The sequence below is a fragment of the Pedobacter antarcticus genome (genome assembly GCF_900112985.1).
GTDB lineage: Bacteria > Bacteroidota > Bacteroidia > Sphingobacteriales > Sphingobacteriaceae > Pedobacter > Pedobacter antarcticus.
The window spans coordinates 156,723-178,669 of sequence record NZ_FONS01000004.1; the positions used below are offsets into that span (position 1 = coordinate 156,723).

At 39.2% G+C, this 21,947-nt stretch carries 17 protein-coding genes; 9 read left to right on the top strand and 8 right to left on the bottom strand.

Annotated features, from left to right (window positions below):
• Positions 1-3: 3 nt before the first annotated feature.
• Both BM192_RS10455 and BM192_RS10460 read right to left on the bottom strand, forming a co-directional pair.
• Positions 4-552, bottom strand: a complete 549-nt coding sequence (locus BM192_RS10455) for a hypothetical protein (protein WP_051760245.1) — start codon at positions 550-552, stop codon at positions 4-6.
• 64 nt (positions 553-616) lie between these two features.
• Complete coding sequence (locus tag BM192_RS10460; RefSeq protein ID WP_037444461.1) at positions 617-991, bottom strand: winged helix-turn-helix transcriptional regulator; 375 nt, start codon at positions 989-991, stop codon at positions 617-619.
• 88 nt (positions 992-1,079) lie between these two features.
• Here BM192_RS10460 and BM192_RS10465 point away from each other — a divergent pair, with 88 nt between their 5' ends.
• A complete protein-coding gene (locus BM192_RS10465; protein ID WP_037444458.1) occupies positions 1,080-2,489 on the top strand; it encodes an MFS transporter in 1,410 nt (469 codons plus the stop codon).
• Positions 2,490-2,670: 181 nt separating this feature from the next.
• Positions 2,671-3,120, top strand: a complete 450-nt coding sequence (locus BM192_RS10470) for a low affinity iron permease family protein (protein ID WP_037444455.1) — start codon at positions 2,671-2,673, stop codon at positions 3,118-3,120.
• On the opposite strand, the gene BM192_RS10475 is transcribed toward BM192_RS10470, so the two are convergent.
• Positions 3,117-6,203, bottom strand: coding sequence for an AsmA family protein (locus BM192_RS10475; protein WP_139218427.1), 3,087 nt, complete (start codon positions 6,201-6,203; stop codon positions 3,117-3,119). The genes BM192_RS10470 and BM192_RS10475 overlap by 4 nt on opposite strands.
• Positions 6,204-6,563: 360 nt before the next feature.
• Here BM192_RS10475 and BM192_RS10480 point away from each other — a divergent pair, with 360 nt between their 5' ends.
• The 7 genes from BM192_RS10480 to BM192_RS10510 all read left to right on the top strand — a co-directional run bounded on the left by BM192_RS10480 (position 6,564) and on the right by BM192_RS10510 (position 17,831).
• Positions 6,564-7,766, top strand: coding sequence for a GAF domain-containing sensor histidine kinase (locus BM192_RS10480; RefSeq protein WP_051760240.1), 1,203 nt, complete (start codon positions 6,564-6,566; stop codon positions 7,764-7,766).
• 75 nt (positions 7,767-7,841) lie between these two features.
• Complete coding sequence (locus tag BM192_RS10485) at positions 7,842-8,312, top strand: redoxin domain-containing protein (RefSeq protein WP_037444452.1); 471 nt, start codon at positions 7,842-7,844, stop codon at positions 8,310-8,312.
• Between the two features lie 17 nt (positions 8,313-8,329).
• Positions 8,330-8,857 carry a DsbA family protein gene (locus BM192_RS10490; RefSeq protein WP_037444449.1) on the top strand — a complete coding sequence of 176 codons (528 nt, stop codon included), beginning with the start codon at positions 8,330-8,332 and terminating at the stop codon, positions 8,855-8,857.
• An 83-nt stretch (positions 8,858-8,940) separates the two neighbouring features.
• Positions 8,941-9,690: a LytR/AlgR family response regulator transcription factor gene (locus tag BM192_RS10495; protein ID WP_051760238.1), complete on the top strand. Its 750-nt coding sequence runs from the start codon at positions 8,941-8,943 to the stop codon at positions 9,688-9,690.
• Entirely contained in the window at positions 9,690-11,645 is a 1,956-nt protein-coding gene (locus BM192_RS10500) for a histidine kinase (protein WP_037444447.1), read from the top strand. Before BM192_RS10495 ends, BM192_RS10500 begins: the two co-directional genes overlap by 1 nt.
• A gap of 529 nt (positions 11,646-12,174) precedes the next feature.
• Complete coding sequence (locus BM192_RS10505; RefSeq protein WP_037444444.1) at positions 12,175-14,544, top strand: ABC transporter permease; 2,370 nt, start codon at positions 12,175-12,177, stop codon at positions 14,542-14,544.
• 122 nt (positions 14,545-14,666) lie between these two features.
• Positions 14,667-17,831 carry a lantibiotic dehydratase gene (locus BM192_RS10510; protein WP_037444441.1) on the top strand — a complete coding sequence of 1,055 codons (3,165 nt, stop codon included), beginning with the start codon at positions 14,667-14,669 and terminating at the stop codon, positions 17,829-17,831.
• Here the strand turns inward: BM192_RS10510 and BM192_RS10515 are convergent.
• The 5 genes from BM192_RS10515 to BM192_RS10535 all read right to left on the bottom strand — a co-directional run bounded on the left by BM192_RS10515 (position 17,828) and on the right by BM192_RS10535 (position 21,890).
• Complete coding sequence (locus BM192_RS10515) at positions 17,828-18,550, bottom strand: LytR/AlgR family response regulator transcription factor (RefSeq protein ID WP_037444438.1); 723 nt, start codon at positions 18,548-18,550, stop codon at positions 17,828-17,830. The genes BM192_RS10510 and BM192_RS10515 overlap by 4 nt on opposite strands.
• Positions 18,547-19,599 carry a sensor histidine kinase gene (locus BM192_RS10520; protein ID WP_037444435.1) on the bottom strand — a complete coding sequence of 351 codons (1,053 nt, stop codon included), beginning with the start codon at positions 19,597-19,599 and terminating at the stop codon, positions 18,547-18,549. The genes BM192_RS10515 and BM192_RS10520 overlap by 4 nt, the downstream gene beginning before the upstream one ends.
• A 38-nt stretch (positions 19,600-19,637) precedes the next feature.
• Positions 19,638-19,832, bottom strand: coding sequence for a hypothetical protein (locus tag BM192_RS10525; protein ID WP_037444432.1), 195 nt, complete (start codon positions 19,830-19,832; stop codon positions 19,638-19,640).
• Between the two features lie 150 nt (positions 19,833-19,982).
• Entirely contained in the window at positions 19,983-21,212 is a 1,230-nt protein-coding gene (locus tag BM192_RS10530) for a DUF4374 domain-containing protein (protein WP_051760236.1), read from the bottom strand.
• 24 nt (positions 21,213-21,236) lie between these two features.
• A complete protein-coding gene (locus tag BM192_RS10535) occupies positions 21,237-21,890 on the bottom strand; it encodes a hypothetical protein (protein WP_037444429.1) in 654 nt (217 codons plus the stop codon).
• Between the last annotated feature and the right edge of the window lie 57 nt (positions 21,891-21,947).

Genomic DNA, 21,947 nt, shown 5'->3' on the forward strand with positions numbered 1-21,947 from the left:
ATGTTACTTATCCGGGTGTTTAATCTGGAAAATCATCCGGGCATCTGAGGTCCAGATATAATCGTCTGAACAGCAATAACCTCTTAACCACTTTGCATTGTTAAAATTTCTCAGATATAATCCGCGTGGGAAATCTTCATTTTCAAAAAGAGGTTTGGAGAAAATAGTTAAAGCCCCATGAGGATTTTGATTTACAGTCTCAACGTTAGATTCGGCCTGCTCAAGGTAAGCAAGCCTGATATACGTACCAAATTCTACGGGACAAGCACATAAATCGAATTTAACGATCGCTGCATTTATCTCGCTGAAATTTCCGCCGCCGGTTAGTCCTAGATCAGCCAGTGCGCATTCAATAATTGTTATAGACGAACTTAGCCCCTCGGGATTAAACCTTTCCGAATTGATGATCTGATAAGCATATTCGTTAAGCTTTATATTAGAAGTACCAAGTTCATTCAGTAATGCCGGCTTAGCTAAGCCGGCATTTTTTATAAAGTGTGTTTTATTTTGTTCATCAGAAATTAGTTGACTGAAGTGCATTCCTTTTTTCATTTAGCACTTTTTATAATTGCACATATGCTTAATTGATGGTTGTATTTCATCTTTTTGCAAATTATTACAAATTGCTTTTGCAATACGTATTTCCCCAAGCTATAATGGTGTTGATTACCGGAACGAGTGTTTCGCCTAAAGGCGTAAGCTTATACTCCACTTTTGGGGGAGTTTCGGCATAAATTTTACGGGAAAGAATTCCGTCGCGTTCCAGCTCCCGCAGTTGCGCGGTCAATGTGGTCTGCGTAATATCTTTCATTTTTTTCTTTAACTCTCCAAACCTCGCTGGACACTCGGACATAATTGCATGAAGTATTAACAGCTTCCATTTTCCGCCAATAACTTTAAGCGTATTTGTCATTGGACAGTTATTTTCGACAATATCAGAAAAATCCTGATTTGTAAATTCCTGCTCGTCAGCATTAGTATTATTTTTCATACTTAGTACGGTTTATCAAACTACTTGCAGACACAGTTCCGCATTTGCAAATTTGTGATTGCAATCTAGTTAAAACCGTTCCAAATCTATGAAGAGTATACAAAAGAGCAAGTGGATATCGCTGCTGATCGTTTCTTCTGCAATGTTTCTTGCAGTAATTGATATCTTTATTGTCAACGTAGCAATTCCGGCAATTCAGAAAGGAATTAATGGTACTGAAGGTGACATCCAGCTCGTTATCGCTTTGTATCTGCTTGGGTATGCTGCCTTTTTAATTACTGCGGGAAAAATAGGTGACAGATACGGACGAAAGCGTGTTTTTGTTACAGCAATGTTCGTTTTCACCTTAAGCTCCCTTTTATGCGGCATCTCGCAGACAGCATTACAATTGAATACTGCGAGATTTTTACAAGGCGTCAGTGCCGCATTTATGATCCCTCAAAGTATCGCTTATATTCAATTTTATTTTCCGGAACAGCGGGAACGAATTAAAGCAATGGGTATTTTCGGTAGTATTGCCGGTGCAGCGTCAGTTATTGGTCAGTTTCTGGGAGGTGTTTTGCCAGATACAGACTGGATCATAGCAGGTTGGAGATTGATCTTTTTGATTAACCTTCCAATAGGACTGATTGCAGTTATGTTGGCCTGGAGGAAATTAGAAGATACACCCAGACAAATAACCGGTTCATTCGATTATATGGGAGTCACGCTGCTCACTTCAGCTTTAATCTGTCTGATTTACCCCTTAATCAGGGGCCGGGAATTGGGATGGCCGTTGTGGAGCCTTTTCGGTCTCGGGGCTTCCGTTATCCTGCTCATTGTATTTATTTTTAACCAACGTAAAGGAACTATTGCCGGAGTAGACAGGTTGATTAACATGCAGCTTTTTGCATTTACAGATTTTAACCTGAGTCTTTGTGCAGTGCTGTTTTATTTTCTGGTACAGGATACTTATTTTCTCATCAATGCCCTTCTGTTTCAAAATGGATTTGGGATGAGTTCCTCGGAGACTGGTGTTTTTTTTGTAGCGCAGGGAGCAGGGTATGTTTCAGCTTCTTTGTTTGCAATTAGGTTAATACCTGTTTACGGGAAAAAGGTATTACAGACCGGGGTGGTTATTATGCTGATTTCGCTTGTTTTTCACGTGTTGTTCTTCCGGTCGGCCGATATAAGCAGGTGGATAATCTACCCGGTTTTGTTTATTTATGGAACAGGCTGTGGGTCAGTACTTCCATCTTTGATGACAATGGCGCTCAGAGGGATTCCTGTTCATTTGTCTGGAGCTGCCGCAGGTACATTCTCCACATTTCAGCAGACAGCTATAGCGCTGGGAATCGGGTTGGTAGGAGGAGTGTTTTTCTATTGTCTGAACGGAGAGGTCAGTACGCAGGCGTATGTATATGCGTATGACATAACAACTGTTTTAAATGTGATATCACTCCTTCTGGTTAGTTTCTTTTTATATCTTTTACCAGGTGATGTCGCCACTCAGGATTAACTTCCCAAGCCTGAAATGATCTGTAGAGGAGCAGCTGGACCTTTATAGTCTTTTTGATGGAAAGAGGCGAGAATAGACTGAAAAATTGGAATTTTTTTAAAAAAAAACGTTTAAACAAATTTTGTGCGGACTTGTTAGGGATCGAAAATGACATCATTCATTATACTAACGAACACACGAAATGAAATCTAAAACATCCAGCGGGTTTGAAAAAATAGCAGATCGTATTACCTGCTTCACAGGTAGCTCCACGGCATTTGGTATTGCAGCTGCAGTAGTCATAATATGGGCGGTGAGCGGGCCCATATTTAAATATTCTGATACCTGGCAGCTCGTTATTAATACCGGAACCACAATTGTCACCTTTATGATGGTCTTTCTGATCCAGAAATCTCAAAACAAAGAAAGCAAAGCAATTCAGTTAAAATTAAATGAGCTTATCGCCGCCAGCCGACATGCAAGTAACAGGATGGTCGATATTGAAGATTTGACTGAATTAGAGCTGGATATGCTCCATAAATACTACGCTACCCTTTCAGATAAAGCAGAGGAGGATGACGATATCCACAAGTCGCACTCTATAGATAATGCCCGTATCAGGCAGGAAGAAAAAAACAAGAGATATAATTAATTATCATCATTTGTTTCTTCAAGTTTACCGTCTTTATTTCTTTTTAGCCTGATCACCGGATTTTCCTGTGTGCCGGTAATACTTAGTGGAATTCCAAATAAACCAAAAGGTGGCAGACCCAGTCTTCCACTAATATTTAAATGACCGTCCAGACTTATCTGACCTTCAAAACGTGGACGAAACCCGGCTATGCGCATTTTCGTACGCTCAATGGTCATAATATTGCGGTCTATGCGAGATTTGATCTGCACATCTTTAAGGTTTGGGTTTTTAAGACTATCCCTTTTTGTCTCTTTGCTCACTGCATTAATCATTTTAAATCCCATCAGACTTACCTTTTTTAAGGTAAGTACGCCTTCACCTTTAATCGATGGCAATACTGGGAACATATCTCCGTTCAGACGGCCTGATAACTGATAGTCCAGTCCGACAATACCTTTAACTGAAGAAGCCGAAGTGGCCATTTCCCGGAATAGTTTAATCTCCCGGTATGCTTTGGCAATATCAAAATCCTGTGCAGAAAGATGAAAATTGAAGTCGGCAGATTTAAGTGAAGTACTGCGATAAGTTGCATCCATTTTTACCATTACATCAATCAGATCGAATCCAGTATCCTTTAGTGTAAGTGCGCCGTTATTCAGTTCCATCGTCCCCGTTGCATTTTGTATTTTAAGGCCGCTGTACACGACCTGTCCGGCACTGGCTTTGAATTGTATATTCAGATTCTCCGGAATCAGAATCACACCATTTGATCCTGAGGATGGCTTTACCGGATTTTGATCTGCATAAACCATAAATTCATCTGCATTTATTTTTTTACTTTTCAGAGTGAAGATACCCTTCAGGCTAGATTTCTCATTTAATACATAACTCATGACATTCTCCAGGTATCCGTTAAGATTGAAATCTGAACTGCCATAAACGGCCTTAAATTCATCAAATTTCATCTGTTCATTGGTGAAAGAGAAATCTCCTCTTGAAATCCGGAATTCCTTTGGAAACAGATCAGACTGCAGATTTAATTGTTTAATCCGTATAGTTCCTGTATTGCTTAAGCGGGTAAATCTGCCGGCAGCTGCATCACTTTGCAAGCCTTTAAAGTGTACATTAGTAAAGATATTTCCTCTAACCTGATAGCCTTTTATAGCGAAGAACTGATATATTTTTCCCAGATCAATATTACCTTTTGAGCTGAGATCATAACGGATGTTTTCAAAGTCACTGACAGCTGCTTTTAACATAAAAGGCTGTCCTGCCATTAGGAAAGAAATGGGTTTGATAATTAGCTTACTATTACGGAACGTTCCATCTGTATTAGACAGTTGTGCATCGATCTGAATTGAAGTCAGCGCTTCAGGAAAATTCGTAGTTTTGATACTACCATTGTCCATTTTAAGTGTTGCCCTTGTTTTTGGAAATAGTTTTTTAGCGTGGTTATAAGGTCCCGTGCTGCTCAGGTCCAAGTTTAGCGTTCCCTGAAGTTCCAGATCTGTTAAGGGATAGACCTTAGCAATATCTGAAAGGTTCAGCAGCGCCTTTAAATTTATTTGTAAAGGAAGATCGGGGCGGGTTTTTATTTGAAAATCGCCTTTGATATAACTGCTCAGTGCTTCCAGAGTCAGGTCATTAACGCAAAGCATCGTGTTTTGATAAAGCCCATCTGTATTTTTCCCGGTAATATTAAAACTGATTTTCTCGATTGCCGCAGGAAGAGCAGTGAATTTCAGATAACCGTTACTAAACCTGGAGCTGAGTGAAAACTTTGGGACGGTGGACCATACAGTATCAACTTTTCTAATACCGCTCCGCACCACTTTTTTACTGAACTTTCCGTCGGCTTTAAGATTCATAACTAATCTGCCTTTCAGATCCAGTCCTTCGATATTAAAAGCTTTGGACCATTTTTCCAGATCGATGTCGGTACGGGTATCTGTTTTCAAAACAGGTTCTTTTAATCCATCCAGCTTAAAGACTGCAGCAACATAATCTTTACCCATATTAAAATAAAGGCTATCCATATCTATGAACAGACGGTCCATATTTAAATCCGGTAACCGTGTCTGCAAATTCAAGGACAGTTTGGTTACAGGGACAGGAACCTTTGGATTTTCTATGTATCCGTCACGTATTTTCAGGTTGAATGTCGCAGAAGGCATCTGCTGGGTTGCAGCGATATATTGTCCTGTAAGAGATGCCGAAATTTCTGCATAACCAGTAATTTTTGTACGGCTGAACTGTTCGGCCATAGCGGGAGGCAGGGCGGAAAATATATTAGCCAGATCTGTTTCTTTAGCCCTGGTTTTGAAATTCAAATCATAACCATCTTTCAGAAATGCGAATTTCCCGATAAAGCTTATAGGTAACGAGTTAATTATCAGATTGTTTTCGTTAAACTGGAGTTCCAGAGAATTCGTGTTGATTTTGGTGAGTAATTTAGCGTTAAGCTTCTTATGTAACAAATAAGGAACATGGTTGTAATAAATATCGATGTGATCAGCAGTAAGCTGGCTCTTCAGGTCAAAAATATCCTTGCTAAAATCACCTTTGCCCTGGTAATTTAGGTTTTGGGCCTTCAGTTCGAATGGAATCGACTCGTCTTTATAGCTAATCTCACTGTTCAGTAAATAAATAGCCTCTATTTTTAACGCTGTTCCTGATGAGGTAGAATCTGAAGCGGCAGTATTTCCGGTTGGTTTGTAGATGTTATAATTTGCATTCCCTTTTTCATCAACCATGACATTAACTTTTGCATGATCGGCATAGATCTCGTCAATCCGTATCTGTTTCGACCATAACGAAGGGATATTCAGGCCAAAAGATAATCTCTTGGCTAACAGTAATTCTTGCTGTCTGAAGGGTGCAGATCCTTTTAAGGATACGCCGTTCAGGTTAATTGTAAGTGAGGGAAACTGTGTGAAAAATGAAATATTACTATTCTCAAATTTGATCTCACCGTCAATCTGAGCGTTGATTATCCGGGTTACTTCCTGATCTATTTTTCCAGGAATGATTAAAGGTATACTAAGCAGAATTGCCAGGATTGAAAGAATGGTGATTACCATTACTTTTACTATTTTTTTCAAGAGCGCACCGGTTATAGATTGTAAAAATGCGAAGATAGCAGTTTTGATTTCAAGCCTGTGTGTTTTATCGCTATTAATTAATGGTTAAAATATCTTGCGTTGATGTTGTTTTGGTTAACTTAATGGTTTCTTCGTATTTTGTTCGGACTTCCTTCGTACTTCCTTCAATGTTCCTTCAATACTTACCGAACGAATATTGAAGGAACACTGAAGGTGATTTGAATTTTATTATACTAATACTATAATTATAATTAACTATTAGTATACTGTGAATGCCGGCCTTGCGGTGCCGGTCTGTTTGATTTAATTTTAAATTACCGTATATTCGTATAGTTCAATTATTTCAATATTAATTGGCTTATGAACAAAAAATTGGAGGAAAAGCTGGATAGTAAACAAAAAGATATCGACGCAATAAATCAGATTCCTGTAATCAATCAGATTTTGGAAGTCATTTGCGGAACTACTGGTATGGGCTTCGCAGCAATTGCCAGGGTTACACCGGACAGCTGGACGACTTGCGCGGTAAGGGATGAAATTCTATTCGGTCTTAAGCCAGGCGATGAATTGCAGATTGAAACGACCATCTGTAATGAAATTCAAATGTCAAGATTGCCGGTTGTCATTAATCATGTAGCTAATGATTTGCATTACGCAGATCACGCCACACCGAAAATGTATGGTTTTCAAAGCTATATTTCCATACCTATTATCACAAAAGATGGCAGTTTCTTCGGTACATTGTGCTCACTGGATCCTGAGCCTGCAATTCTCGATACGCCACAGGTTATGGGAATGTTTAAGTTATTCGCAGACCTGATTGCTTTTCACCTTCATGCATTACAGGAACTGACAATTACTGAAATAAGTCTGCAAGAAGCACAAAAAACTTCGGAGCTTCGCGATCAGTTTATAGCTATATTGGGACATGATCTCAGAAACCCGGTTGGTGCTATCAGAAACGGCGCCCAGCTACTGTTACGGTCCGAACTAAAAGAGCGCGACCTTAAACTGGTGAATGTAATTAAGGATAGTTCTTACCGCATTACCGGACTTATTGAGAATGTACTCGATTTCGCCAGAGGCAGGCTTGGTGACGGAATTACACTGGATGCCACACGTAACGAAAAGATCAGAGAAGATCTTGATGAAGTTATCCGTGAACTGAATATGATCTGGCCCGGCCGGAAGATTGAGACAATTTACGATCTGGACTATGCTGTTCACTGCGATGGCAAAAGAATCGCACAGCTATTTTCAAATCTGCTGGGAAATGCGCTCACTTATAGTACCGCTGAGTCTGTAGTTACTGTAAAAGCATTTTCCGACCCTCAGAAATTTCATCTTGAAGTAATCAATACCGGAAATCAAATTCCCGATAGTAAGCTTGAGCGACTTTTTGAACCTTTTTCGCGTATTGAAACGGGCAAGAGTAAAGACGGACTTGGACTTGGACTCTATATATCTAAAGAGATCGCCCATGCACATGGCGGGCACCTGCTTGTAGATTCCAACTCGGAATACACTTGTTTTAAGTTGATTATTCCCCAGCTTGCAGGCTGATTAATACACCGGCAAACTTTGCCCGTCCACGTTTGTTATTTTGTCAGATTTAACCATTTGATAGAATTCAATTTTATGTTAGGACAAAACGAAAAAGCACCAGACTTCAGTTTGCAGTCATCCGATTTCAATCCGGTTTCCCTCAGTGACTTCAAGGGTCGGAAAAATGTTGTGCTGTTATTTTACCCGGCAGACTGGAGTCCTGTTTGCGGTGATGAGATAGCCGTATTTAGCGCAATGAAATCCATTTTTGATAAAGAAGATACTATTTTACTCGGAATTTCAGTAGACAGTATGTTTTGTCATAAAGCGTATACAGATGCGCATCAGGTGAAATTCCCCCTGCTTGCCGATTTTCATCCAAATGGTGCTGTTGCACAATCTTATGGGGTTTTTGATGAACAGACCGGGTATTGTAAGAGAGCGTTGTTTCTGGTCGATAAACAGGGGTTAATTAACTGGTCCTACCTTTCTCCTGATGAAATTAACCCGGGCGCAGACGGAGTACTTGAGGCAATTGGAAAACTGAATAAATCTAATAGTTAATTTTTAAAACATAAATTATGTCAACACAATTAAAACCTGAGATCAGCGAGCAGGACCATACCAGGGGTAATAAAAAAGCTCAGCTTGAAATTGTAGAATATGGAGATTTTCAATGTCCTGCATGTGGTGATGCTGAACCTCTTTTAGAAGAGATGCTGGATCAGTTTAACTCTGTATTAAGTCTAACATTTAGGAACTTTCCGTTGAAAGACGCTCATAAATTTGCATATGGTGCTGCATTGGCTGCTGAAGCAGCAGGAAAACAGGGGAAATATTGGGAAATGCATGATTTGCTTTTTTCCAATCAGGACAGTCTGAACGAAACACATCTGATAGGGCTGGCAGAAAGGATAGGATTGGATACCGAGGTTTTTGAGCGCGATTTAAGGAGTAAAGACGCAGTGGATAAGATTGAGGCCGATTTTGAGAGTGGCGCCAGGAGCGGAGTCAATGGGACGCCAACATTTTTCGTGAATGGAACCCGCTTTGATGGTGGGGCTGCAGATCTGTATCAAATTATCAAGGATAATGCTACTATGAATTGATTGAAATGATTGTTTCGTATTTCTTTAAAACCTGCAATAATTAGTCTAATTTTCAGGCACGAATTTGTAGTATAGCTTAAGAGATGATACGTACCCTGATAATTGAAGATGAGACCGCCATTATTAAAGAAATAAAATGGTTCCTAAGCCAGGAAACTGATATTGAAGTGGTCGGCTGTGCGTCCAGATTACCTATAGCGCTGGATATGATTACCAGCCTCCGTCCCGATCTGGTACTGATGGATATTCAGTTACCCGATGGCAACGCTTTTGACATTCTTAATCAGCTTGAAGATATTGATTTTCAGTTAATATTCTTGACTGCATTTAACAATTTTGCGATTAAGGCTATCAAATACGGTGCGCTGGACTACCTCTTGAAACCAATGGACGAGGATGAACTTAAACTTGCACTGGAGAAGGTTAGGAGAAATATCGCGGCAAAGGATATTAGTCAGGATACTCAGGTTAAAATAGCTTTAAAGAGTCATTTACTTCCAGAAACGCCAGACAGCCATCTAGTCCTTCATACGATGGAATTTATTCAGATACTGCAGCTTAAAGAAATTATATACTGTAAAAGTGAAGGAAGCTATACAACGTTTTTTCTGACTAATGACAGAAAGTTAATGATTTCTAAACCCCTTAAATTTTATGATGAACTGTTGCCTGAGCAATTCTTTCTCAGACCCCATCAAAGCTTTTTAGTAAACTTCGCATTTATAGATAAATATCTTAAATCCGGATCGATTCTGTTGAAGAATCAGATGGAAATACCGGTTTCGATACGCCGAAAGGAATACGTTCTGCAAAGATTGATAAAGTTAAACTGATGAAATGTAATTTCAGTATTTTTGTTATCGTTTTATTGTCAGCCGGATTGTTGTGCTGTAAGCAAAAGAAGGCCGTTCCGGCAAAAGATGCAAATAGAATCGATGTACTCGCTAGGCTTAAAGCAGATGCTTTAAAATTTCAGGACGATAAACGCCCTATTGCCACACATTTAGCTTATTGGAGCGGTCTGCTCAAGCAACAGCCTTACTATCAGGATTCTGTAATGCAGTCTATGTTGCATTACTATATTGCCGGTGTATATTTTAGAATGGATGAGCAGGATTCGCTAGAACATCATATGCAGCAAGCCTGGTCGCTGATGGAAAATCAGCAGGGATTCGAATCCGAAAAAATTCTTTTATTTTCTGGGTTGGGGAATGTAGCTATGGTCAGGCATTTGATTCAGCAGGAAAATTATTACTACCAACGGGCGGCTCGTTTATTAATAGCAGTAAATGGAGGAACTTTAAAGCCCAGACAACAGGTGCAGATTCTATTCGCAGCGGCACAATCTGCACAAAAACTCCGGCAATATGACACCGCGGTTGAAATGAATAGAAGGGCATTAAAAATTCTCCCTGGTTTACCAGATGATTATTCTGCCTGGTTCAGAGCTTACAGTCAGATGGCTTCTTATTTTTACCAATCTGATGGCAATTCGGACTCATTATATCACTATATCCAAAAAATGGAGCAAGTTTACCATCATGCGCCGGATCACAATAAAGCAAGATTTCTGTATGATCGTAAAGCTTCCTATTTCGAGCATAAGGATATGATGGACTCTGCACTTTTATACAGTCAGTATAGAAGAAATATTGATCTTAAGGATGCAAAGACTAATGGCGACTTAAGTAAGGGCCGGCTTAGTGGGAATTTGTTCAATAGTTACGCAGATCTTTCTGCAATCCACCTTAAAGCACGTAATTTAGATAGCGCCGAATATTACCTCAAGCTTTGCGAGAAACTGATCAGCCGTTTTCCCGATGGTCTAGATGAGAATAATCTTATTTTATATAGTCAAAATAAGGCCGGTTACCTGCTCGCAACAAATAATTTAAAAGCAGCCTCTGGATTACAGCAGAAACTAGTCAGACAGTATCGCGAATTATACGAAAACGAGAATGCAAGAGCCCTTGCTGAAATGTCCGCACTTTATCAGCTACAGTCAAAAGACCAATCAATTTCGCGGTTAAATTTCAAAGTTGGGGAGACAAACACCAGCCTTCAACGGAATAGATTTTACCTGATCATCACTGGATTGACCGCATTACTGGGAATTACTTTTTTTATCCTCTTATATTTTATTCAACGGCAGCGGAAATTGAAAGCCGAAAATGAAAAAGCGATGCTCAACCAGCGCTTACTGCGAACGCAGATGGAACCCCATTTTATTTTCAATACACTGGCTGCTTTGCAAAGTCTGATTCGTTTTGACGAAAAAAGTAAAGCATTGAAATACCTGAGTCAGTTTAGTAAGTTATTAAGAAGTTCCCTCGAACTGTCCCGAGATGAGATGGCGCCGCTCGAGGAAGAAATAAGCACTTTGGAAAACTATCTCAGTCTACAGCAGATGAGGTTTGATTATGCTTTCACTTATTGTATCACACTTGCTGAAGATCTGGATTCATCTGCATTGTATGTACCGCCTATGTTAATTCAACCTTTTGTTGAAAATGCTATTATTCATGGCGTCAGTTCCAGAAAGCAGGGAGGAGAGATAACCGTCAGATTTTCACTTCAAGGTAAGATGCTGGAAGTTCAGGTTACAGATAATGGAGCTGGATTGTCTGTTAATCCTGAAGAAGGAAACTCGCCTCATCATTCCTTATCTACTCAGATCAGTCGGGAACGGCTGACACTGTTGTCCAGAGATAAAAATATGAATGGGGGAATTGATATTAGTCATACCGCGCAAGGTACGGCAGTGCTGATTAGAATACCTGTATTTTAAAATTGAATTGGCATATACTAAACCAATCTTGTGAATTTATGGTCAAAAATCCTCCTCATTATCTGATAGAATCTGCAAAACGGCAGGTTGACCCTTAGAATAACCCGGTTCATGTAAATTATTTTATTAGATGGGCTTACCTTAATATGTTTGTTTCAATATCAAGTTAAAGACTATTTATTTTGTCACGGCTGGTTTGCTTGTTCAAAGAGCTTTCGCAGGTTTAAAATAGAACCAACCTTTGATTTTTTGTAATCTGGTCAAAATGAGAGGGTATTTTAATTCTGCAATACGACATAATGATTTTACTTTGGTTTAATATTAATAAGGTGTGTTTGTGTTTGGAGGCTGTCTAATCAACAGCCTTCTCTTTTTTACGGATATTGGCTTTACCGGACCCAGCGTTCAGCCATGGACACCGATTGTTCAATAATGAACATAAGGTTATCAAAATGGCGTTATTTGTTTCAAAGGCAGTGTTTTTTTTAATGGCACGCCATTGGTAAAGGGCGGTATAAACTAGAATGTTATGCTTAGACACCAGCTCCTTTTAATTTACCGCACTTTTAAAAAATATAAAACTTCTTTCTTTATTAATCTTGCAGGATTATCCGCCGGGCTGGCTTGTGCGCTTCTTATTTATTTGTGGGTTAATGACGAAATACAAAAAGATAAGTTTCAGGATTCAAGTATTTACCAGGTTATGGTTAATGAGATTACATCACAGGGTATTCATACATCTGCCGATCAATCTGCACTAACAGCCGGAGGGCTTAAGTTAGCAATGCCTGAGGTGGAGGATGCTGTAACTGCTTCTCCTACGTACTGGTTAGCACAAACAAAAATCGTTTACGGACAGGCCGCAGGCGTTAAAGCAGCAGGTAAATTTGCCGATCCTAATTTCTTCAGCTTTTTCAATTATCCTGTTATTACAGGAAATACCGACCAGGTATTGAAAAATCCAAACGGAATCGTATTATCTGAAGATTTGGCCAGAAAAATATTCGGAAGCCTGGATATTATCGGAAAGGAAGTGATCTGGCGTAACCCTGAAATGAAAAATGAAACCAAGGTGCAGGTTTCGGGTGTTTTTAAAAATATCACAGCCGATGCTTCTGATCACTTCGATTTTGTCTTGCCTATAGAAGCCTTATTTACCTCTGCACCAATATATAAGGAATGGAATAACTACGGACCAAGTACATTCGTCTCCCTCAAGGAAGGGACAAATATCGATTCTTTTAATGCGAAAATTAAAGATTTCTTGGCATCGAAGGGAGTTAAGTTTAGAAAGATGTTTGTACGCAAGTTTAGTGATGCATATCTCTATGATAAATATGAAAATGGTAAACAGCATGGTGGCCGTATAGATGATGTACGTATTTTCTCTCTGCTTGCGGTATTTATTTTGTTTATCGCTTGTGTGAATTTTATGAATCTATCCACTGCCAGGGCTTCCAGAAGAATGAAAGAGCTGGGGGTTAAAAAAGTGATGGGGGCAAGCAGGTCTGCATTAATTTATCAATTCCTTGCAGAATCACTGCTATTGACGTTAATTTCTATGTTTGTTGCGCTAGTATTAGCAGAACTTTTTCTACCTCAGTTTAATCAGATTACGGATAAGTCATTGAGGCTTGTATTTGATCTGCCGCTGCTGTTGATCCTGGCAACTATCACACTATTCACCGGTCTGCTTGCTGGAAGTTATCCTGCTTTTTATTTATCTGGCTTTAATGCATCTACGGCGCTGAAAGGAAAATTGCAATTTTCGAGCAGTGCAATCTGGACGAGAAGGGGATTGGTTATTTTCCAGTTTACATTATCTGTCATTTTGATTGTTGTGGTTCTGGTTGTATATAAACAGATCGAATTTCTTCAGGATCATAAATTGGGATACCAAAAGGACAATGTTATTTATTTTGAAGCAGAGGGACACGTGAAAAATAATGTCGTTAATTTTTTAACACAGGTACGTAAGGTTCCCGGGGTGAGTCAGGCGTCTGGTATGGACAGAGATTTTTTGGGTGAATTTGGTTCTACAACTGGTGATTTTGATTGGGAAAATCGTGATCCTGGTGTAGTGATTAAATTTCAAAACGCAGGGATAAATGACAGACTAATTGAAACACTCGGCATGCAAATGGTTGCAGGCCGTAGTTTTTCCGCCCAATATGGTTCGCAGGAAAACAAAATATTGATAAATGAGGCCGGTATAAAAGCTATGGGATTAAAAAACCCTGTCGGTAAGATTTTTAGATTATGGGGCAAAGACTATGAAATTGCTGGTGTAGTCAAAAATTTTAACTTCGAATCTTTACAACTGGAAGTAAAGCCTGTGTTTTTTCGGTACGAAGCTACCGGATCAAATCGGATTTTTGTACGGTTAGAAGCCGGTCAGCAGCGTAAAACTATTCAAGCATTAAAGGACTTTTATCAAACGTATAATCCTGGCTATGTACTCGATTACAGATTTCTTGATCAGGATTTTCAAAATCAGTATGTCGCTGAAAACAGGATCTCGGTTTTGTCAAGGTATTTTGCAGGTCTTGCCCTGATTATCTCCTGTCTCGGATTATTTGGTTTGGCAGCTTTTACAGCCGAACGTAAAATGAAAGAAATCGGCGTTAGAAAAGTCTTGGGAGCCAACGAATGGAATATTGTATATCTACTTTCCGGTGAGTTTATGAGACCCGTACTTATAGCAGTAGTTACTGCAATTCCTGTAAGTTACCTGTTAACCAGGTATTGGTTAAATAGCTTTGCATATAGAATCGAACTGCAGTGGTGGTTTTTCGTTGCTGCGGGTCTGGCAGCCGTTGCTATTTCCTGGCTTACTGTTGGCATGCAGGCTGTAAAGTCGGCTCATTTAAGCCCGGTAAAATGTCTCAGGGATGAATAGCTAAAGTAGATTCCCATGGCAATAACCCGGTTTAAACTCTTATTCTCCGGGTTAATGTAATAACTTTCATGCTTAGCGTTTACTGTTCTACATTGGTCTTATGATTCATCAACCATAATGATATGAGTACCAGTATTCAATTCTATGATAAACTTATCGTACGTACACCAAGGCTACACTTGGCGTCGGTAGCTGGCGAACTTCAGACCTTGCTGGAAGATAATGTTTTTATGGACGCTGTATACATGGCCTCAGCATCATTACATCAAGAGTGTTTAAAATATAAAAGATTTAAAAATTTTACTGAAAAAGATACGAGAAGACTCCATATATCTTTATTGAAATATCAATATAGAATGGCGACCAGACCAACTCCTTTCGGCCTTTTTGCAGGGTGTCACGTTAGTAGTTTTGCAGAAGCTCATCACGGAATTATTCTGGATGAAGGCCATATCGATACACATTCCCGTCTTGATATGGAGTATATATGCACGTTGGTCAGACATCTGGTTAGCGTTCCGGAAATTCGCGCACAATTGGTTTATTTTAGTAATAATAGTATTTGTAAAATTGGAGATGATTGGAGGTATGTAGAATATACATTTAAAAATGACAAACGTCATTATCAGATCAGCGAAGTAGTTTATCAGGAGTTCCTTGCCGAATTATTCCAACGTGGAATAAACGGGATAACAATTTCCCGGATTCAGGATTTGCTAAAGGAAGGTGAACAAGGATATGGAGATCAGGAGATCGACGTTTTTATTGATGAACTTATCGATGCGCAGCTTTTGGTATCCGAACTGGAACCCACGACAATAGGGGAAGATCACCTGGAAAAAATAATCAAGGTGTTAGACCGGATTGTCTTACATGATGCAGGATCACTTTCGCTGCGTTTAAATTTACACGAGGTCTCCGAACTCCTTATACGGATCGATCAGCATGAAATTGAGAGAATGGATGGTCTTACCGAGATTGTCCGGTTAGTTAAGTTAATTGGAATCCCTTTTGAAGAGGCGAAATTATTTCATACCGATTTATACAGGAAACAGGTTTCAGGAGCGCTGAATTCTGCAGTTAAAAATCAACTTGCGAACGCAGTTACTTTCCTTAACAGACTAACTCCTGTAAAGGAAAATTCAAATCTTAAAAATTTCCGAGAGAAATTTTACAGCAGATATGAGGATAAAGAACTTCCCTTGCTTCAGGTTCTGGATACGGAGAATGGTATCGGATATGTAGATTCTTCCACTAATCAGGATGTTACGCCGCTAATAGACGATGTTGTGCTAACTTCTTCAGGTTCTTCGGTAAAACCTATGTATTGGAATGAAATGGAGCAGATGCTTCATGAAAAAATGCTAACAAAAAAGGGTAATGTTATTACTCTTACTGACAAGGATATAGGTGATTCTGCTGTTCAATGGAATAATCTTCCGACTTCTCTTCCTGTGGTATTCCGGATGCTGGAAGATAAGCAAATCTATGTTGAAAGTTGCGGAGGGTCGAGTGCAGTAAACCTGCTGGGCAGATTTACTGCTGGAAATAAGGAAATCAGTGATATCGTGTCAGATATAGTGACACAGGAACAAGCGCAGGAACCACATATCCTTTTTGCTGAAGTAGTTCACCTGCCGGAAAACAGGCTCGGGAATATTCTTTTCCACCCGCCTTTCCGGGCATATGAAATACCATATATTGCGTTGCCGAGCAAGTCCGATGCAAAGACGATCGCATTAAGTGACCTTTATATTTCCCTAAAAAATAACAGAATAGTTCTTCGTTCAGCCAAACTTAATAAAGAGATAATTCCAAGGCTCAGTAATGCGCATAATTTCGGAAAGAACCCGCTCCCGATATACCAGTTTCTTTGTGATCTGCAATGTCAGGGTAGAAGAGAAGGTTTACATTTCAGCTGGGGTAGTTTAAGAAAAATCTACACTAGTTTACCAAGGGTTAAATATGGGAATATCATTGTATCACTGGCACAGTGGAATTTTACACAGCTTCATGCCAAAGAACTCTTAAGTCTGGAAGGTGATGAGAAAAAGCATGCACTCCTGCATTTCAGGGAGCGGTGGTCGTTACCCAGAGAGGTCTTTATCGCCGAGGGTGATAATGAGTTGTATATAGACCTGGAAAATGCTTTACTGGTGAATGTATGGCTGGAGAGAATCAAAAAAACAGGTTTTACCTTATTAAAGGAATATATTACGCCAGATCGGAGCGTCACAAATACTAAACAGGAAAGATATGCCAATCAGTTTATTGCAATTTTACAGCAAAATACATCTACCTACGCAAACATACTTTCTCCTGCGCTAATTAACCCACTGGTCAAAAGATCATTTGCCACGGGCTCTGAATGGCTGTATTATAAAATCTATTGCGGTGTCAGATCTGCCGATAAGATTCTGATGCAGCTGATCAAACCTGTTTGTGAAGAACTCGAAGATGCAGGCATCCTGAATAAGTGGTTCTTTATCCGTTATAATGACCCGGATTTTCATCTGCGTGTACGTTTCAACGCTAAAAATATACAGGATATCGGACAGATCATTCAGATTTTTAATATCTGGTCTGAACCTTTACAGGAGAATGGACTAATCTGGAAGATCCAGAATGACACCTACAACAGGGAGCTGGAACGTTACGGCAGTAACAGTATAAGCCTAGTAGAAGATGTCTTTAATCTGGATAGTAAAGCGGTCGTCCATATGATTCAGGCAGTTCATTTTGAGGAAAGTGAAAATTTTCGCTGGATGTGGGCGATGAAGTCAATTGATGAGCTGTTTAACTCTTTTGGGTTGTCTCTTAGGGATAAGTTCCGCCTAACAGATAATTTTAGGGAGAGTTTCTCCAGAGAGTTCACAGTCGACCGGAATTTAAAAGGACAATTGGATCATAAATATCGGCAGCATCGTGGAAGGATGGAACGTTGGTTAACAAATGAGGGGTTGCTTCTGGAAGATCCAGATGAATTATCTGCAATCAGATGTTTGTTTGAGCGTACGAAAGAGATGATTCCTATTGCATTCTCCCTGAAAGCACTCGAAAGTAGATCGGCTATGGAGGTTTCTCTGGATGCGCTGATCGGTAGTCTTGTTCATATGGCTATAAATCGCGTAATAACTTCTAAACCCAGGTTACATGAACTGATCATTTATGATTTAATGAGCAGGCTATACCAATCCAGGCTGGCCAGACAGAAATACGGTTCTCTGGTGAAAAAAAAATCGGATTATTTTGCTGTACCCAAGGCAGGAGATAGTGGTAGGGGTTAAATTGTTCTGCTTTTCAGGAAGTTAAAAAATGACTCCCTGTAAGAATCCCCGATACTGATATCGATATCATGGTTTTGCAGCCTGAGCGTATAACCCTGTACTTTTGAAATTCTGGCCTTGGAGATAATATAAGATTTATGGACTCTCATAAATTTACTCTTTGGTAGAATAGCTTCCAGTTCTTTCAAACTTTGATTTGAAAGAGAAACTGCGCCATTATGGTACAAGCTTATATAATTTCCATCGCTGGCAACATATTCAATATCATCCATATTAATCTTGGAATATTTACCTTTCACACCCGCTTTGATAAAGAGATAATCAGCTTGCTGATCTTCTTCTTCAGATACTGGAGAGCTGAGCAGCTTTGACTCAGCTTTCTCGACTGCTGAAAGAAATCTAGCGAAATTAAATGGCTTTAGCAGATAATCAGTCGCTTCCAGATCAAAACCGGTAACTGCATATTCACTGAAGGCTGTGGTAAATATAACCTGTACCTGTTGTTTGATCTTGAGATTTCTTACAAAATCAATCCCTGAAATTTCCGGCATTTGTATATCGCAGAATAGCAAATCAACCTGGTTATTTTTAATATAATGGTGGGCCTCTATAGCATCTGTAGTTGCAAGAACTATCTGTAATACACCAGATTTCAAGCAAAAATGAGTAAGCAACTCTACTGATGGAAGTTCGTCGTCTAATATTACGCAGGTGATCATTTTGTCTTTTGAAGTTTTATAGTAAGTTGAGTGTAGTAAAATCCATCTGCTTCAACATTGGAAAAGGTGAACTGATCCGGAAAGCTCCTGTTTAAACGGAGCCTTATGTTTTCTATACCTACTCCGGAGTGCTCTTCGTGATTCTTTGCTGTCTTGATTTTATTTTTAGAGAAGAAACTGAACTGCTCATTTTCATGTTTAAGGGCTACGAAAGCAGGGTATTCCGCAGTGAGATGACCGTGTTTGAGTATGTTCTCTACTAAAGTAACTAATATTAGGGGAGGAAGATATATGTCTGTGAATGTGCCTTGAGTATCGAACTGGAAGATCTGATTATTACTTAATCTGAATTCATGGATTTCAATAATATTTCCAATATGCTTGATTTCTTCTGTTACAGGTGCATGCGATCCGTCTTTTAACCATTTTGGAAGATAGGCATAACGCATAATTTCCGAAAGTTTTTGGATTTTATCTGCAAGGTCTTCTGAGTAAACCATACTTTTTGCATAAAGCACATTTAAGGTATTAAACAAAAAATGAGGGTTGATCTGGGAACGCAGCAGGTTGGACTCAATGACCGTTTTCTCATTCGCCAGTTTTGTTGATGTTATTTTCTCTTTGACAAATTCCTTAACGAAAAAATAGCCGGCACCCATAGTGAAGTAATATATGAATTGAAAGAGCCAGAAGGAAAGGTATTTGGTGTAATTAATCGGGTTGTAATTGTTAAGGAATATGGGTTGTATAATACCCTGGTTTAGTAAAGCCAATGCGCTGCTGGTAAGAATCAGTACGATGAATATAAGAATATTGACGATTCTGGGCAGGTGTTTATACTTAAGGATCTCAAAAAAAAATACTGTAGCGTAGAAGTTAAAAACCAGTACTGTAAAGAAGAAGCTGACATAGGTTAAAACACTAACAAATGAAAAGGCATATCTGGGGTCCTGTACCGCATTTGATATGAACTGATAAAGGAAAAAGACTATCCAGAAAATATAATGAAATTTGGGTTTTAATATATATTCAGCTTCTACTTTTGACATAAAGATTAATATAGCCTGTAAAGATCAGCTAAATTATTTTATTGACAGAAAAAACTATCAAAGATAGTAGTGTCGCCGCTGTCGGCCATAAATTTGTGCTGGGCATTTTCAGCATTCTGGTCCATTAAACCATTGTTTCTTACATTTTTGTTTTGGATAGATGAAGGCTGGTTATTTAATTTAACAACTACCTTTCTTTGTAAGCTCAATTTTTGTGTCAAGATATTTTTCATCGTTTTTATTTTTGGTTCGATATCAAAATAAACAAGTATAAATGAGCTAGTTAATAAATTACATGAATGAGGGTATTCTCTATGTGAATATGATTATTGATCTCTAATACACCTGTTTGTGCAACAGGGGGTTACCGGAATTAACTGGATCTAGTCTTGAAGTTTATCGATTCTGAGGATAAAATCGGTTTGTCCGCTCATTTGAAGACCTCTCTTCAAGCTGCCGTCTTTGATATTATAAATCCAGACATAATTTCCTTCTTTCGGGGAGTTGACAGCAATATAAGCGATGTCATCCTGAACGATAACACATTGTTTTCTTGTTCCCTTATCCAGCGGCAGATCAAGTTTAGTTGTCGTCTTTTTTGCAAGATCAAGGATGTAGAATTCGAAGTGAGGAGTGCTGTAGTGATCATTCAGTCCCTTGAATAAATCCTTTCGTTCAGAACGTATGATTGCTTTTCCATTCCCGAGGTACCAGATACCATAAGCATGGTTTTTAATTGGCGAATCTGAAATATTAAAAAAGTAATCAGGATCCAATACGGTGTCTCCGGCTTTAATACGCATGATTGCTGTCGGCAGTTCTGTTCGGTTACCTAAGGCAATGCCCGGACAGGTCATCAGGTAATAATCCTTCTTTTCATCATAAAAAGAATAGGGCTGAATAGTATTCATCCCACCAGGGTAAGTAGATCTGGTATCTTTTGTAAGTTTCCTCAGTTTCATTTCCGGAAATGTGTAGACTGCCATGTAGGTGGTGTCGCTGGTGGTGTAGCTGGATGCGCTGGTTTGCCGGTGAAAAGTATAACCTATCAATACTTCTTTATCTTTAGGTTCAACTATACCGACAGAGATTGCACTGTAAATACTTCCTGGAACTTCTACCGGAATAAATCCGGCGGAGATAACCCGCATCTCTGCAGTATTCAAAAACATATAACGCACTTTGAGCGCCTGTTTATTGCTTAATCCGGTGAGCAAAAGTGTTTGATCGTCAATCCATTTGAAGTTTTCAATATAGAAGTCCTCCAATGGGATGCTGGCGATAGTTTTAAGTGTCTTTCCTTGTTTCTTATATTTCTCAAAAATGGGTTTTTTCCTGTTTAGATGGTAGTAGAATCCCTGATGTACAATGATATCCCGATCCATAACTGAACCGTATAGTTTAATACCATCGTCTTCTGGTTTGAGCGTACCCTTGTCGAGTGAATTTGTTTCCAGCATATAATCTACACCGTCTTTTCCAAGGATATAAAGACTATAATGCTTATCTGATGGTTGGTTTCCGTTGCCCGGCGGTTTACAGGAGCCGAACAGGCCTATAACTAGTAAGCAGAGTAGAGGAAAACGAAGCACTGACCATGCTAGGTATGGCATAAGGATTAAGGTAAAAGTTTAGCGTTAAATACGGAATTCATTGACAACTTGTTTTTGCAGTAATGGTGGCAGGTCCATTAGGTTTTGAGTACTAATAACGATAGTGTGATCGTTAGGGGATTTTCCAAGGAGCGCGATATAGGTCTGACCGCCTTTGAATTTAAGTTTCTTATTAATGCCTTTAATGTTAAGTTCTATATCCCTTTTTGCACAGATAATAATACTACCGGTAAAGTCTATCAGGCCGTTTCTGTAATTGATATTTGCATAGGTTCCAGGACTTATTGCAATACTGTATCCTGCGTCATCTATGTGCTTCACATTAAGCGTGTTATTGTTTACAGAGACACTGTTTCTTATACTGGTATAGGCTGGCAGAACGGTTTTCTTATTATGGAAAAAAAGAACAGATAATGCGACCAAAGCTATGGAGGCTGCAATCAATTTAGGCCATAACCTTATAGTTTTTGTTGCAGTGGACGAAGTATGATCAGGTATTGTTTTTCGGATTTCTTCCCATATATCACTTTGAAGGTTTTCGGGTAATGTACATTCCTTATTTTCAATTTCCTCTTCAAAAAAATCATCATTCAGCCATTGTTCCACAGCTGTACGTTCTTCTGCAGTACATTCGTCCAGATGGTATCGCTCGATGAGTTCTTTAGTGATTTTAATCATGGCTGGTTGTAATACAAAATTAGGGAAAATTTCCTGGTATTGGGGTGTTTTATCTAT

Excerpts from the sequence above, each read along its gene's own strand:
- BM192_RS10455 (WP_051760245.1), bottom strand. The coding sequence starts at position 552 with ATGAAAAAAGGAATGCACTTCAGTCAACTAATTTCTGATGAACAAAAT.
- BM192_RS10460 (WP_037444461.1), bottom strand. The coding sequence starts at position 991 with ATGAAAAATAATACTAATGCTGACGAGCAGGAATTTACAAATCAGGAT.
- BM192_RS10465 (WP_037444458.1), top strand. The coding sequence starts at position 1,080 with ATGAAGAGTATACAAAAGAGCAAGTGGATATCGCTGCTGATCGTTTCT.
- BM192_RS10470 (WP_037444455.1), top strand. The coding sequence starts at position 2,671 with ATGAAATCTAAAACATCCAGCGGGTTTGAAAAAATAGCAGATCGTATT.
- BM192_RS10480 (WP_051760240.1), top strand. The coding sequence starts at position 6,564 with ATGAACAAAAAATTGGAGGAAAAGCTGGATAGTAAACAAAAAGATATC.
- BM192_RS10485 (WP_037444452.1), top strand. The coding sequence starts at position 7,842 with ATGTTAGGACAAAACGAAAAAGCACCAGACTTCAGTTTGCAGTCATCC.
- BM192_RS10490 (WP_037444449.1), top strand. The coding sequence starts at position 8,330 with ATGTCAACACAATTAAAACCTGAGATCAGCGAGCAGGACCATACCAGG.
- BM192_RS10495 (WP_051760238.1), top strand. The coding sequence starts at position 8,941 with ATGATACGTACCCTGATAATTGAAGATGAGACCGCCATTATTAAAGAA.
- BM192_RS10500 (WP_037444447.1), top strand. The coding sequence starts at position 9,690 with ATGAAATGTAATTTCAGTATTTTTGTTATCGTTTTATTGTCAGCCGGA.
- BM192_RS10505 (WP_037444444.1), top strand. The coding sequence starts at position 12,175 with ATGCTTAGACACCAGCTCCTTTTAATTTACCGCACTTTTAAAAAATAT.
- BM192_RS10510 (WP_037444441.1), top strand. The coding sequence starts at position 14,667 with ATGAGTACCAGTATTCAATTCTATGATAAACTTATCGTACGTACACCA.
- BM192_RS10515 (WP_037444438.1), bottom strand. The coding sequence starts at position 18,550 with ATGATCACCTGCGTAATATTAGACGACGAACTTCCATCAGTAGAGTTG.
- BM192_RS10520 (WP_037444435.1), bottom strand. The coding sequence starts at position 19,599 with ATGTCAAAAGTAGAAGCTGAATATATATTAAAACCCAAATTTCATTAT.
- BM192_RS10525 (WP_037444432.1), bottom strand. The coding sequence starts at position 19,832 with ATGAAAAATATCTTGACACAAAAATTGAGCTTACAAAGAAAGGTAGTT.
- BM192_RS10530 (WP_051760236.1), bottom strand. The coding sequence starts at position 21,212 with ATGCCATACCTAGCATGGTCAGTGCTTCGTTTTCCTCTACTCTGCTTA.
- BM192_RS10535 (WP_037444429.1), bottom strand. The coding sequence starts at position 21,890 with ATGATTAAAATCACTAAAGAACTCATCGAGCGATACCATCTGGACGAA.